The sequence below is a fragment of the Lyngbya sp. CCY1209 genome (assembly GCF_055795065.1).
This window is the reverse complement of the sequence record NZ_JAYFER010000140.1, coordinates 1-13104: the sequence shown is the minus strand read 5'-3', so window position 1 is coordinate 13104 and position 13104 is coordinate 1. Positions and strand designations below refer to the sequence as shown.

Sequence of the window (13104 nt, the reverse complement as noted above, 5' to 3'; positions counted from 1 at the left end):
AAATTCCCTCGACATCAGGGTTTAAAGGTTTGTCCCTCTGAGGAAACTGTAAACAGACGAGCGCGCACTGCTATAACTTGCCCTGGCGGCTTGAAAGCATTAAGCTATAGATCGATTCCGTAAAGTTTTTTGTAGATCCGTGTAGAAGTGTAGTTTTGGATAACCCGATTGTTAACACCGACGCAACTGTTCTCATCCGGCGAGTGGCACTGGCCGTGGTGGGACTCATGGCGGTCATTCTCCTCTGGATTTGGGGAGTCAGTTCGGTGCAGATTTCCGATCCCTACATTCAAAAGGTGCTGTCCCTTCCCGGCGACTCGACCCGGGGACACGCCATTTTTGAAATGAACTGCGCGGGTTGCCACGTTCAGGAAGCCGACCACCAGATCGGGCCGAGTCTTAAAGACGTATCCCAACGCAAATCCCAAGTCAGCATTATCCGGCAGGTGATCGGGGGGAAAACCCCTCCCATGCCCCAATTTCAGCCCAATCCCCAGGACATGGCAGATTTGTTGACTTATTTGGAACAAATGTAAAAAACTGTGGTATACTAGAAAACTGTGGATTTATGTCCCCCATCTCCCCCGCCAGTGTAGCTCAGTGGTAGAGCATCCGCCTTGTAAGCGGACGGTCGTCGGTTCAAATCCGACCACTGGCTTTTACCTTCAAGTCCCCCTTTGTAAGAGCCCGGCCGTTTCATTCTCGGTTAAACAAGGGGAGGTCGCGCCGGGTCGAGGATACCGATTCATTTTCTACAATAGCAATGTCCCAACCGTTCTATCCATTGCTATATAATAAGTATTTTTTCGGATCTAATCCCCGTAACCCTCGGTTCCTATTCCGTCATTTTACTGAGATATGCGGCAATATAGCAGTAGGTATTCAGGTTGGGACACACCCTCCCTCTGTGCTCCTCTGTGCCGGTTGTGGTCAAAATTGCCGAGAGTCCCAATCGATTCCCGTAGTGCTATCTTTACTGGGCTTTAACTGATCCGGCGATGACCCCGGAACTTTAACGGAATGGGAGTCTTTTGAATTCGGAGATTTGGCTAGAATTTCCGCTCACATATATGGCTATTTTGCAGACCAACTCGACAAAGTGTTCGATTTTATACAGATTTTTCTTATCATTTTGATAAACTCCTCTTAACCATCTGGGTTGGGGGTGTATTGAAATCCATATTTTTTTAACAATTTTAATTTGGTATTTCCGATATTTTTTGGTACTTTTGATTTGACAGATGAATTGTTTAGATCTCCTGTCTTTATCTTTTGAGCGGAAGATATAGATTTTGTAAAGTTCGGTAAAGCCGGCGGAGACTGGCATCGGATTTAAACCTTTTTTCAATCTATTTCAAAGCGTTACTGGTGCATTTTAAACCTGATTCCGTCAAATCTTAGTTTGGGTTTTGCAAATTTGTCTGCCCCCCCCCAATCGATGGCCATCTCAACGCTCATTTTTACGTTAACGAGGCCCTGAAAATGGACAGCCCGAATCTATTCAACCCTCACCCGAGCCGAGACAATCTGAATTTTTTTCAGGCCGACTCCGGTCGATGTTACAGCGTCATTCCCCATTGTTACGCCCAAGCGGCCTATCTGACGGCGGCTTTCAGCGTCGAAAATTCCTTCGCCCTCGCCGTCGGCAACCCGGGGGTGTCCCTCCCGGACGCCCTTCGGGAACCTTCGCGCCCCCGGGCGGCCAAACCGCCCCGCCCCGCCCCCGAGCATCGCGCCGACCCGGAGACGGCCGAACGGCGGCACCGAGAAATCCGACTGCTGTGCGACAGCCGCGACGGACTCACGGGCCTTTATAACCGTTCCAGTTTCATCGACCAACTTGACGCGGCGGTGGACCGGCGACGGCATCGCCGCAACCACCAGTTCGGGGTGCTGCTGCTCGATCTCGATCGCTTCAAAATCATCAACGACAGCCTGGGACATCAGGTCGGCGATCGGCTGCTGGCGACCGTCGGACGGCGTCTGCAAGAATGCATCCCCCCCTGGAACGTGGTCGCCCGCCTGGGGGGAGACGAATTTGCCATCCTCTTCGACCCCATGCAACATCCGACCCAAATCGGGCGCTTCGCCGAGGTCATCCAACGGCACCTGCAACAGCCCATCCTGCTGGGCGACCACGAGATTTTCACCACTGCCAGCATCGGCATCGCCCTGGGCGATGCCAGCTACGAGGGCGGCAAAGATATCCTCCGGGATGCGGACACAGCCCTGTACCGGGCCAAAATCAAAGGCAAAGGCTCTCACGTCGTCTTCAACCCCGCCATGCACCGCCAAGTTTGGGAACGGCTGCACCTCGAAAGCGACCTCCGCCGCGCCATCCAACGTCAGGAACTGCGGCTGCACTACCAACCCATCGTCTCCCCGACGACCCGGCAGATCCTGGGCTGCGAAGCCCTGGTGCGCTGGCAGCACCCCCGCCTGGGGTTGGTGTCCCCGACGCAGTTCATCCCCATCGCCGAAGAAACCGGACTGATCCGGCCCATCGGCGAGTGGGTGCTGCGGGAGGCCTGCACCGCCGTCCGCAAGTGGCAGTTGATGCTTCCCCAGGGACAACCGCCGTTCGTGAGCGTTAACCTGTCGAGCCACCAACTGACCCAACCCGAATTTACCGAAACGGTGGCGGCCATTTTACAGGAAACGGGCTGCCCCCCGAGTGCGTTGAAATTGGAACTGACCGAAAGCACGATCGCGGAATACGCCGAAATGGTGATTCCGAAGATGAAAGAACTCGGCCGCCGGGGAATTCAACTGTGCATCGACGACTTTGGGACGGGATACTCTTCTTTGAGCCGGCTCTACGACTTTCCCATCCACACCCTCAAAATCGACCGCTCGTTTGTCGAAGGCATCGGCGGGTCCGGGGAAAAACTGAAAATCGCCCGCGCGATCGTCAATTTGGCGCACACCCTGGGCATGGAGGCGATCGCCGAAGGGGTGGAAACCCCCGAACAACTGGGCGTGCTGCAGGCCTGGGACTGCCAACTCTGCCAGGGCTATTTATTTTCCCAACCCGTGGGGGAAATCGAAATCGAACAGTTGCTCCTCCGGGGGACCATCCACCTGTCCCCGGCCCAGACCCTGCGGGAATGGAAACGCTTCGCCGACGAAATTGACCACTTGGCCCATCGTGCGGGGATGGAAAGAAATGGGAAAAACGAAAACGGTTGTGGCCGGGGCATCCACATCGCCTGAAGCCGAAGACCGCCCATCCGGGCGCACTTTTAACCGATATCGAGAGGGCAAGATCATGAGTGCCGAACTGTCAGAAACTCAACTTCCCGAGCCGCCGACCGTCGCTTATCGGCGGGCGATCGCGGAATTGGCCCAAACCCAACGCCAACTGTGGGAAACCCAGCAACAACTTCAGGAACTCCGGCAAGCCGTCGGCCCCCCCCAGATGATTTGGGGAGAAAGCCACCCACCGTCCGCATTTTCCGAAGGCCGATTTTCGACGCCCTCCCCGGGCGACTTTTGGGGTCGGCAGGGGGCGGGGATCAGACGCGATCGCGAAGTCGGGCGGATGCCATCCCCCATCTGCATCCGGGTTGAGAGCCGGGACGCTCTCCGCGACTCTCGGCAGATGGAAGAAGCCCTGCGGGAGAGCGAGACGAGGACTCGCAGCCTCATCGCAGCCATTCCCGACCTGGTTTTCCGAATCGACCGCGACGGAATTTTTTTGGACTACTTCCCCGCTGACAAGGAGGGGGAACAGGTTTCCGACTCGGAGATCGTGGGGCGGAGCATCGAGGACATTTTTTCGGAAGATCTGGCTCGGTGGACGCGGCACTACCTGAAGTTGACCCTGGAAACCGGCCGACCCCAGTCCGGGGAATACGTCCTCCCCGACGGGGACGGTTGGCGCGCATACGAGGCCCGCTACGTCAAGAGCGGCGCGGATGCAGTGTTGGCGATCGTCCGGGACATCACCGACCGCAAGGCGATGGAGGCCGCCCTGTTGGTGGAAAAACAACTGGAAAAACAAAAGGCGGCGGAGTTGGAAAAAACCCTCGGCAAACTGCGGCGAACCCAAACTCAACTCATCCAAGCCGAAAAACTCTCTAGCTTGGGTCAGATGGTGGCCGGGGTCGCCCACGAAATCAACAATCCCCTCGCCTTCATCCACGGCAATTTGATGTATTTCGACACCTGCATCCGAGACATCCGATCCTTGCTGTCTCTCTATTACAAACATTATCCGGAGCCGGTTGGGGAAATCCGAGAAGCCCTCGCCGACATGGATTTGGAATTTCTGATCGGTGATTTGCCCAAGGCGTTGGAGTCGATGAAATTGGGGACCCACCGCATCCAGGAGATCGTCTCGTCCCTGCGGAATTTTTCCCGCCTCGATGAGGCAAAAATGAAGGCCGTCGATCTCCACGAGGGGATCGAGAGTACCCTGCTGATTTTGCAAAATCGCTTCAAGGCGAAACCCGGACAGCCGGAAACCAAAATTATCCGAAATTACGGAAAATTGCCGCGGGTGGAGTGCCACGCCTCCCAGATCAATCAGGTGTTCATGAATTTGATCTGCAACGCGATCGAGGCTCTGGAACAATGGCCGGAACCCCGAGAAATTACCATCTCGACTCGCGTGGAAGGGGGGGCGGTGGTCGTCGCGATCGCCGACAACGGTCCGGGCATCCCGGAATCGATTCGCCGACAAATTTTCGACCCTTTTTTTACCACTAAACCGGTCGGAAAGGGGACGGGGTTGGGTTTGGCGATCGCCCATCAAATTGTCGTGGAAAAACACGGCGGCAGCATCGACTGTATTTCCCAGCCAGGAGAGGGGACGCAGTTTTTGATCGCCCTCCCCGGTTCCTAGGTAGCCGGGGGACAGAACCCGAACCCCCCATTTCAAGGTGTGAGAAGTGAGGGGTCATGTCTCCATTCTCACTTCTCTTTTCTCCCCACACCTCACACCCCGGCACCCGGCACTATCCGTTAACCGGCGGTCGATTCTCCCTTCCCTGCCAGTCGGGCGATCGCACCTTCGACCGCTTCAGTTTTGCCGGCAATCCAACTATAAATTTCTTGGCGGATTTGCTGCAATTCCGCCTCTTCCAACTGCTGCCCGAGGCGGTAGGTTCGGCGGCGAGAAAATAGAAACAGCAGGGGTTCTTGGGTGACAATTTCTAAAGTGTGGCGAAAATTTCCCTGGGCATCTTGCAGGCAAATCGGATCGATCTGTTGGATGTGGGAGAGTTTCCCCCGATGGCGGCGCGTCCAGGTGGAAGAATGCCAGCAGATCTCGTAATCTTCCCCGTCAAAATTGAGGCTGATGCGTTCAAAGTAATTTTCGCCCGATGTCAGAATCGATGCCAAAAAGATGAGGCCGCCCGGAATTGCCAATATCAACAAAATGAGCGGAACTGCCGCGAGGGATTCCAACAAAAATAACGCGATTTTACCCGTCGGTATTGGCAATTTTTGCAATAAATAAATCGTCAATAATAGAGAAAATAGAGCGCCCCCCTTGGCGAGGATCGGTAGATTTTTAAGTCGCTCTTGGGTGGTCGAAATCAGGGTTTTCGCCGTGTGGCGGACGGGGCGGACGAACTGGAGGGAAAAGCGACAGGGGATTTGAATTTGCAGGCGATCGCCCGTTTTTGATAAATTCACCGATCGCTCTGGCGGCTGTGCGATCGCGCCGATCCGGTTAAAATCTTTCAGTTCTTCCAATGCGTCTCTGGCGGAAGATAAACGATTTTCCGGCATCGGTTCGGTGAGGTGTTCCAACCAGGAAATCAGGCGAATGTCGGTATTTTTGGGGATGCGATCGTGGAATTGGACGCGAAAATTATCCTGGGGAAAATCGGACGGCGGGCAACCCGTGAGTAAATGAATTAACGTCATTCCCAGGGCGTACAGATCGGAAGCCGGGATGGACTGCCCCCCGAATTGTTCGATGGGGGTGTAACCCAATGTGCCGACGACGGTAAATGTCGCCCCGGGGGTGGGAAACTGCACTTGGACGGAACCGAAATCGATCAGATAAATGCGGTTGTCTTCCCCCCAAATCAGATTGCTCGGTTTGATGTCCCGGTGCAAAACTGGGGGCGAAAACTGATGCAAATAATCGAGAATTTCCAACACTTCCTTGGCGATCCAGAGCAGATCCGGGCGGGTGAATTGATATCCGGCTTCCAACTTTTGTTTGAGGGAAATGCCGGGGATATATTCGGTAACGAGTCCGAACCAGAGATCCGCTTCATCGAGGGAGAAATAATCCCGGTAGCGGACGAGGCGGGGGCGATCGAGTCGCTGCAAAACTTGGGCTTCTCGTTCCAGGAGTTTGATGTCATCCCACTGCATCCCGGTTCCCATCGCCAGCAGTTTGATCGCGATGCGATCGCGGCGTTTGAGATCCCGCCCCAGCCAGGTTTGGCGGACGGGGTTCGCGTTCAGGGGTTCGACGAGTTGGAAGCGATCGGCGAGGACGGTTCCGGATGAGAGCATAGACGGAATGGGGATGAAAAGCCAACGGCAGAATGTCTGTCCTTATTGTGCCACAACCGGCGATACTCCCGGTGTGAATTTGTGGAAAATGCGGATTATACCTGAGAGAGATGGCGAGAATTGACTATAATTATAGTACGATTTTCAGACCGATTTGGAAAGCAATTCTCAAGGCGATCGCGACCCTCCTCTCCGGGGGATTCAAAATGGAGGTCATTTCATGTTACAAGTCAAACCCCGATTTCAAAGTTTTGAAGACTATTTGGCTTATGATAATAATTCGGAAAAGTTCTACGAATTATTTAATGGAGAATTGGTCGAAATGCCACCCGAGTCCGGTTTAAATGTTGAAATTGCCACCTTTCTTTTACTCAAGTTCGCGTCACTGGTTGGGTATCGCAGGGTTCGTTGTCAAGGGCTGGAAGTAGAGGTGAGAGGCGAACCCAGGAACCGCTATCCCGACTTGACGATTATCCGAGAAGAACACATTCAACAACTATTAAAACGCAATACGATCCGCCTGTCGATGTCGCCGCCACTGTTGGCGATCGAGGTCGTCAGTCCCGGAGAATTGCAGCGCGATCGCGATTACGTTGCCAAACGCATCCAATATCAAGATTGTGGGATTCCCGAATACTGGATTGTCGATCCCCAAACCCGGACTATTTTAGTATTAGAACTGGTCGAAAGTAATTATACAGAAGTCGGAAATTTTTCCGGCGATGATTGGGTAGTATCTCCCAATTTTAGAGAACTCAATCTCAAAGTTTCCGAAGTTTTTGATTAAAACCCCACCCAACCCTCCCCTTCCCAAGGGGAGGGCTATTGTCGTTGTTGGGCTTTAGCCCCTCCCCTTCGCCAGGGGAGGGCGAAGGGGCGATCGCTCCCTAAATATACTTTTTCAACAGCAACTCCAACTCTTTCATCCGTTCCGGCGGCACCTTATCCAACGGAGTTAAAATCGCATATTTCAAAGCCGAGTGGGCGTCGGATTCCGGCAGATTTTGGGAGAGTCGTTTGACGGTTTCCCGAATCACTTTTTGGGCGTTGACCGCATTGCGTTTGAGGTATTCGATCACCGTTTCAACCGTGACGTGATCGTGGTCGGGATGCCAACAATCGTAGTCGGTGACTAAAGCCAAAGTCGCGTAGGCAATTTCCGCTTCTCTCGCCAATTTCGCCTCCGGTAAATTCGTCATGCCGATGACAGTTCCGCCCCAACTGCGGTACAAATTCGATTCGGCTTGGGTAGAAAAAGCCGGCCCCTCCATGCAGACGTAAGTCCCGCCCCGATGCAGGGTGACATCGGGAAAATTCAAGTCCGCGATCGCATCTGCGAGCACCCCTGCCAATCGATTGCAAACCGGATGTCCGAAGCCGATGTGGGCGACAATTCCCTGTCCGAAAAAAGTTGAAATTCGCCCTTTCGTGCGATCGATAAATTGGTCGGGAACCACCATGTCGAGGGGCTTCACCTCCGCTTTCAGGGAGCCCACCGCCGACGCCGAAATGATATATTCGACCCCCAAACTCTTGAGGGCGTAAATATTCGCCCGGTAGGGCAACTCGCTGGGGATGAGTTTGTGATCCCGGCCGTGGCGGGCCAGAAACGCCACCTGCAGCCCTTCCAGGGTTCCCAAAATGATGCGATCGGAGGGGGGGCCGAAGGGCGTCTCGACTTGCACTTCTTCCACATCGGTGAGGGCTTCCATCTTGTAGAGGCCGCTGCCCCCAATAATGCCAATTTTTGCCTGAGTCATCTTGCCTTTACTTTTCCTGGTCTGACTCAAATTATTGTAGCGGGAATCTGGCGTTTATCGACCGGCGGGAGAATTTTTGGCAATTTTCAGATGTTCCAGATTTTGGGAAACTGTCCATACATCACCCCCCGTCAAAAATACGAAAAATTTCAAATTTTCTCGCCTTTTTATCTTGACAAAAAATCGGATTTGAGCTATTTTTATATCATGGGAAACCGTGGCGACATATATAGTCTGTTTTCAGCCGGTCATCTCGACAATATGACCCCGACCGGATGGCACTGAAAGCGATCGCCAATCGTTTTGCAGTTCGGCGAGGTGATGCTCTGATGGATTCCTGAGAACACCGATCGGAGATCAAATGCGATCGCGTGATTCCCCCAGTCGAATTCGAGGCAGTTTGACGAGATTCTATCAAAAAAACTAGCGTTTATTGTGACGGGCGGGATGCCTGTGCTACGCTACGGGAAAAGTCGGCTGTGGAATCCATATGCGACGGCGAAAAAAACACCGAATCACCCACATTTTGTTGATCGTCCTCCTGGCTTGCGGGCTGGCCGTTCTCGCCCCCTTTCCCAACTCCGTCACCCCCCAAACTGCGGTGAGTGCCGCCGAAGAAATCCGGGGGGTTTGGATCACCAACGTCAGCAGCGGCGTGCTGTTTTTTCCCTGGGGAATCAACCGATCTTTAGATCAACTTTCCGCCCTCAATTTCAACACCATTTATCCGGTAATTTGGAACCGGGGAACCACCTTTTTTCGGAGTGCGGTGGCGCGGCGGGTGACGGGGCGATCGCAAGATACCCTGTTGCATTTTACCCGACTCGGGCGAGATGTGCTCTCGGAAATCGTGCGGGAAGGGCACGATCGCGGACTGCGCGTGATCCCCTGGCTCGAATACGGCTTCATGGCTCCCATCAATTCCCAACTGGTAAAAAATCATCCCGAATGGGTGACACAAACCCGGGAGGGCAACCTGATGCTGGCTGACTATCCCGACGAAGAAGACTCGCCGAGTTCCCCCCTTCCACCCCCGCGCCGCCGCTTTCGGTTTTTCAATCCCATCCGCAATATTTGGCTGAATCCCCTCCATCCCGGCGTGCAGAGATTTATGGAGGATTTAATCTTAGAAGTCGTCATGAAATATGACGTGGACGGCATCCAACTCGACGACCATTTTGGCATCCCGGTGGAGTTCGGCTACGATCGCTATACGGTGGAACTTTACCAACAGGAACACGGCGGAGAATCCCCGCCGGACGACCCCCAAGATCCGGAGTGGCGGCGGTGGAGATCCAACAAAATTACCGACTTTATCGAGCATTTGGTGAGGGCGATTAAAACTGCAAAACCCGACGGCATCATCTCCCTTTCTCCCAACCCCTACGAATTCACCTACAACGTCTATTTGCAAGATTGGCTGACCTGGGTGAATCGCGGCTGGATGGACGAATTGGTGTTGCAAGTGTACCGCGATCGCCTCGACGGATTTATCGACGAACTGGAACACCCCTCCATGAAAACCGCGCGGGAAAAAGTTCCCGTCGGCATCGGCATTTTGAGCGGCACCCTCACCCATCCCGTCCCCATCGAACAGATTAAATCTCAGGTGAAAGAAGTGCGCGATCGCGGTTTCGATGGCGTCTCATTCTTCTACTGGGAAACCCTCTGGAGTTACCTGACACCGGACGCCCCAGAGGAAAGACGCCAGGTGTTTCAGCAGTTATTTTCATAAACCGAAATCGGGAGTCCCCTATCCCCCCAAAAATTATCTTGATTTGAAGTAAATGCACCCCCAAAAATCCGCACCTTCTCAGACATCGACCGCGAGATAATTGCCGATTCTATCAGCCGTTGGATTCGTTCATACGCTTCTGCCATTCCGCATCAATGCGATCGGGGTTGGCGGTTTCCTGTTCCAACAGATCCGTCTCCGTCGTGTAAGCCAGATCGTCCCCGGCGATGACCGTTTTCGCCGCAAATTGATGGGCGTAATCGAGCTTTTGTTTCAGACTTTCATCCGCCTGGTTGATGGCGATCGCCTGTTGCTGCCGCCGCTGATTTCGCCCTTCCAGTTTGCCATTGCGCCACTGAATCCAAAAATATCGGATCAGCGGGACAATTAAGAAACTCGCACCGTAGGCAAACAGCAGGGGATAAATCACCTCCACAAATGCCACGAAGCCGCCGATTTGAGCCGCGATCGCGCCATCTCCGAGCAAACTTCCCAACATCAACGCCCCGACAATATTGACCGCACCCAACCCCGCCGCCAGCAGGATTTGATTGGAACCGGCCGAACTGAACCGCCACGGATTTTCCTTCAGATAAGCCGGAACCGGTTGCGTCCGGTATGGGGTGGCGCTGGTTTGCAATTCCGGGAAATGATACACCAATTGACCCTCGGGGCTGACTTCCGGGCGTCCGTCAAATCGAGTTAAAACGGGAAGCATATAATCCTCAAATTCCCGAGAATAAGCATTGCCGAGATCGTCGAGATAGGGGGCAATTTGTTCGGCGATCACCGCCCCTTGGTTGTTGCGGATTACCGTGGCGATCGTTCGCCAGCGCCGCTCTTCCAAGTCGGGGTTCGGCTTGCCATCTCCGAATAGGAACGAGAACACCGCCTCGAAGAAATTCATTTTATCCTTCGGACTCTCGTCGGTCCGCTGTCGCTGGCGGTAATAGTCGCCGTCATCCCAGTGGAAAAACCAAAACAAATCCGGGCCGAACCAGAAGTAGGGGACGAACATGAAGCCCCCGCCGCCGGATTCGCCCCCGCCGCCGGAATCGTCGCTGTCCCCGCTGGAATTGACAAAAATCAAGATGGCGGCGATGGCGATAAAAATGATGGCGATCGACACCAGCAGCAAAATTCCGAAGGAAATTCGGATCAGATAAAACAGAATCCGCCAGACCTTTTGCCACCACTCTTGGACTCGCAATCGCCAGTATCGATTCCGGAGGACGGCCCGAAAGTTTTCAGGGAAGAGAAAGGCGATTTCCCCGGACTCGGAAACCTGGAGATGTCCCCCGGCTTCCGATGCCAGGGCCAAAAGTTGCTGTCGGGCCAGATTCACTTCCAGTCCGGCCTGGGCCGCCACATCTCCCCCGGTGACACGGTAGCCCAACTGTTCGACAGCTTTGACGATCGAGGGATTTGGAGCCATTTTTTTCTCCCAATACAGATTGAACCGCCCGGTTCCCTGTTCCGGTGAGTTGTCGGGCGGCTATCCTTACAGTATAGATTTTTCCGGTTTCCAAAGTCACATCGATCGCCGCTCTAGGAAATTGGCGATCGCGATCTTGGCAACCGGGCCGGGAATTGGTGTACAATACGGAGCCATCGGGAGAGGCGGTCATTCGCCCCCCGTCGCCGATCTGACCGCCGAAGATCGGGGACTCAACCCAGAAGTTCTCGGATATTTCTTGGAAAGATCGAATCTTCGGGGATGCCGAATGAGTCGCGTGATTTCAAACGACCAGAAGGCGGTGAGTCTCATCGTTTCTACCTCGGGCTCGGCCCCCGGCGGGCTGGCCCTGAAGCGATCGCCCCCAATTGTGGAGATAAATAGAGAGTATGCCCCGCACTCAACGCAACGATAATTTCATCGACAAAACCTTTACCGTCGTCGCCGACATCATCCTCAAGATCCTGCCCACCAATCAGGAATCGAAGGAAGCCTTCGCCTACTACCGCGACGGAATGTCCGCCCAGGCGGATGGCGAATATGCCGAAGCTCTCGACAACTATTATGAGGCTCTCAAACTCGAGCAAGATCCCAACGATCGCAGCTATATCCTCTACAATATCGCCCTGATTCACACCAGCAACGGCGAACAGGACAGAGCCTTGGAATATTACCACCAAGCCCTCGACTTGAACCCCCGCCTCCCCCAAGCCCTCAACAATATCGCCGTCATCTTCCACTACCGGGGAGAAAAGGCGAAAGAAGCCGGAGATGGGGACGCGGCGGAAAATAATTACCGTCAGGCGGCGGAATATTGGAAACGCGCCATCCGCCTTGCCCCCAACAATTACATCGAAGCCCAAAACTGGCTCAAGACCACGGGTCGCAGTGAAATCGACGTCTACTTCTAAATTGAAATTCTGTTAAAAAACCCCCATGATCGATCGCGAACAAGTCCGCAAAGTCGCCCACTTAGCCCGCCTGGAGCTACAGGCACAAGAAGAAGAAAAATTTACCCAAGAATTGAACAGTATTTTAGAATACTTTGAACAGCTCAAGGAACTCGACACCGAAACGGTCGAACCCACGACTCGGGCGATCGATGTCAGCAACATCACCCGCCCCGACCAACTCGAACCCTACGCCAACCGGGACGCTTTGTTGAAGGAAGCCCCCGAACCGGACGGGGATTTTTTCCGGGTTCCCAAGATTCTCAGCGAAGAATAGAAATTTTAAACTCCAAAAGACACGGGTTCTCGGGTTCCCGTGCCTTTTTTTGGGTTGTCAATTGTGCGATCGCCTCTCTTCTATTCTATTTGGACTGTTGCTCCCGCTTGCGACGCGAAAAGGTGAAAGCCGCACCGATCCCCAAGAGTCCCAATGTCATGGTGGGTTCGGGAACTCCTTGCAGGTGCTTTATATTTCCTTCGCCGATATCGATCGCGAATACGATATCGTTGTAGTCCTTGTCACCGCCGTTCGTCATGTCCTCAAACGCCATCACCAGGTAGCCGGACTGTTCATAGGCCATGATGTGTTGCAACCCGTCGCTGTTGTCCGCCGCGTCGAGGTGCCACTGTCTCGGATTGCTGCGTCCTTGACGTACTCCCCGCACTAAAGTGACGGGGATTCTGAATATCACTATCCAGACTTTCTCTTTCGGCGAGTCAGCT

11 protein-coding genes and 1 tRNA gene are annotated in these 13104 nt (G+C 53.9%); 8 read left to right on the top strand and 4 right to left on the bottom strand.

What is annotated here, in order from left to right:
• Positions 1–155: 155 nt before the first annotated feature.
• The 4 genes from AC0QHF_RS01520 (at position 156) to AC0QHF_RS01505 (ending at position 4846) form a co-directional block, all read left to right on the top strand.
• Positions 156–536: a c-type cytochrome gene (locus tag AC0QHF_RS01520; protein WP_375341388.1), complete on the top strand. Its 381-nt coding sequence runs from the start codon at positions 156–158 to the stop codon at positions 534–536.
• A gap of 50 nt (positions 537–586) precedes the next feature.
• A tRNA-Thr gene (locus AC0QHF_RS01515) sits at positions 587–658 on the top strand.
• A gap of 824 nt (positions 659–1482) precedes the next feature.
• Positions 1483–3213, top strand: a complete 1731-nt coding sequence (locus tag AC0QHF_RS01510; RefSeq protein ID WP_324702417.1) for a putative bifunctional diguanylate cyclase/phosphodiesterase — start codon at positions 1483–1485, stop codon at positions 3211–3213.
• Between the two features lie 55 nt (positions 3214–3268).
• Positions 3269–4846: a sensor histidine kinase gene (locus AC0QHF_RS01505; protein WP_324702416.1), complete on the top strand. Its 1578-nt coding sequence runs from the start codon at positions 3269–3271 to the stop codon at positions 4844–4846.
• Between the two features lie 119 nt (positions 4847–4965).
• On the opposite strand, the gene AC0QHF_RS01500 is transcribed toward AC0QHF_RS01505, so the two are convergent.
• On the bottom strand, positions 4966–6480 hold the full coding sequence (locus tag AC0QHF_RS01500) for a serine/threonine protein kinase (RefSeq protein WP_324702415.1): 1515 nt from the start codon (positions 6478–6480) through the stop codon (positions 4966–4968).
• A 220-nt stretch (positions 6481–6700) separates the two neighbouring features.
• On the opposite strand from AC0QHF_RS01500, the gene AC0QHF_RS01495 reads away from it, so the two are divergent.
• Complete coding sequence (locus tag AC0QHF_RS01495) at positions 6701–7267, top strand: Uma2 family endonuclease (RefSeq protein WP_324702414.1); 567 nt, start codon at positions 6701–6703, stop codon at positions 7265–7267.
• A gap of 100 nt (positions 7268–7367) precedes the next feature.
• Here the strand turns inward: AC0QHF_RS01495 and AC0QHF_RS01490 are convergent, their stop codons facing one another.
• A complete protein-coding gene (locus AC0QHF_RS01490) occupies positions 7368–8240 on the bottom strand; it encodes an S-methyl-5'-thioadenosine phosphorylase (RefSeq protein WP_324702413.1) in 873 nt (290 codons plus the stop codon).
• A gap of 490 nt (positions 8241–8730) precedes the next feature.
• On the opposite strand from AC0QHF_RS01490, the gene AC0QHF_RS01485 reads away from it, so the two are divergent.
• Positions 8731–9975, top strand: coding sequence for a glycoside hydrolase family 10-like protein (locus AC0QHF_RS01485; protein ID WP_324702412.1), 1245 nt, complete (start codon positions 8731–8733; stop codon positions 9973–9975).
• A gap of 112 nt (positions 9976–10087) precedes the next feature.
• Here AC0QHF_RS01485 and AC0QHF_RS01480 read toward each other — a convergent pair whose 3' ends face one another.
• Positions 10088–11410, bottom strand: a complete 1323-nt coding sequence (locus tag AC0QHF_RS01480) for a hypothetical protein (protein WP_324702411.1) — start codon at positions 11408–11410, stop codon at positions 10088–10090.
• A gap of 410 nt (positions 11411–11820) precedes the next feature.
• Between AC0QHF_RS01480 and AC0QHF_RS01475 the strand changes: the two genes are divergently transcribed.
• Together AC0QHF_RS01475 and gatC are read left to right on the top strand one after the other, a co-directional pair.
• Positions 11821–12342, top strand: a complete 522-nt coding sequence (locus tag AC0QHF_RS01475) for a photosystem I assembly protein Ycf3 (RefSeq protein ID WP_324702410.1) — start codon at positions 11821–11823, stop codon at positions 12340–12342.
• 25 nt (positions 12343–12367) lie between these two features.
• Positions 12368–12658 carry an Asp-tRNA(Asn)/Glu-tRNA(Gln) amidotransferase subunit GatC gene (gatC, locus tag AC0QHF_RS01470; protein WP_324702409.1) on the top strand — a complete coding sequence of 97 codons (291 nt, stop codon included), beginning with the start codon at positions 12368–12370 and terminating at the stop codon, positions 12656–12658.
• Positions 12659–12743: 85 nt separating this feature from the next.
• Here the strand turns inward: gatC and AC0QHF_RS01465 are convergent.
• A partial coding sequence (locus AC0QHF_RS01465) for a DUF4114 domain-containing protein (protein WP_324702408.1) occupies positions 12744–13104 on the bottom strand: 361 nt, incomplete at its 5' end.

Excerpts from the sequence above, each read along its gene's own strand:
- AC0QHF_RS01475 (WP_324702410.1), top strand. The coding sequence starts at position 11,821 with ATGCCCCGCACTCAACGCAACGATAATTTCATCGACAAAACCTTTACC.
- AC0QHF_RS01505 (WP_324702416.1), top strand. The coding sequence starts at position 3,269 with ATGAGTGCCGAACTGTCAGAAACTCAACTTCCCGAGCCGCCGACCGTC.
- AC0QHF_RS01490 (WP_324702413.1), bottom strand. The coding sequence starts at position 8,240 with ATGACTCAGGCAAAAATTGGCATTATTGGGGGCAGCGGCCTCTACAAG.
- gatC (WP_324702409.1), top strand. The coding sequence starts at position 12,368 with ATGATCGATCGCGAACAAGTCCGCAAAGTCGCCCACTTAGCCCGCCTG.
- AC0QHF_RS01485 (WP_324702412.1), top strand. The coding sequence starts at position 8,731 with ATGCGACGGCGAAAAAAACACCGAATCACCCACATTTTGTTGATCGTC.
- AC0QHF_RS01500 (WP_324702415.1), bottom strand. The coding sequence starts at position 6,480 with ATGCTCTCATCCGGAACCGTCCTCGCCGATCGCTTCCAACTCGTCGAA.
- AC0QHF_RS01495 (WP_324702414.1), top strand. The coding sequence starts at position 6,701 with ATGTTACAAGTCAAACCCCGATTTCAAAGTTTTGAAGACTATTTGGCT.
- AC0QHF_RS01480 (WP_324702411.1), bottom strand. The coding sequence starts at position 11,410 with ATGGCTCCAAATCCCTCGATCGTCAAAGCTGTCGAACAGTTGGGCTAC.
- AC0QHF_RS01510 (WP_324702417.1), top strand. The coding sequence starts at position 1,483 with ATGGACAGCCCGAATCTATTCAACCCTCACCCGAGCCGAGACAATCTG.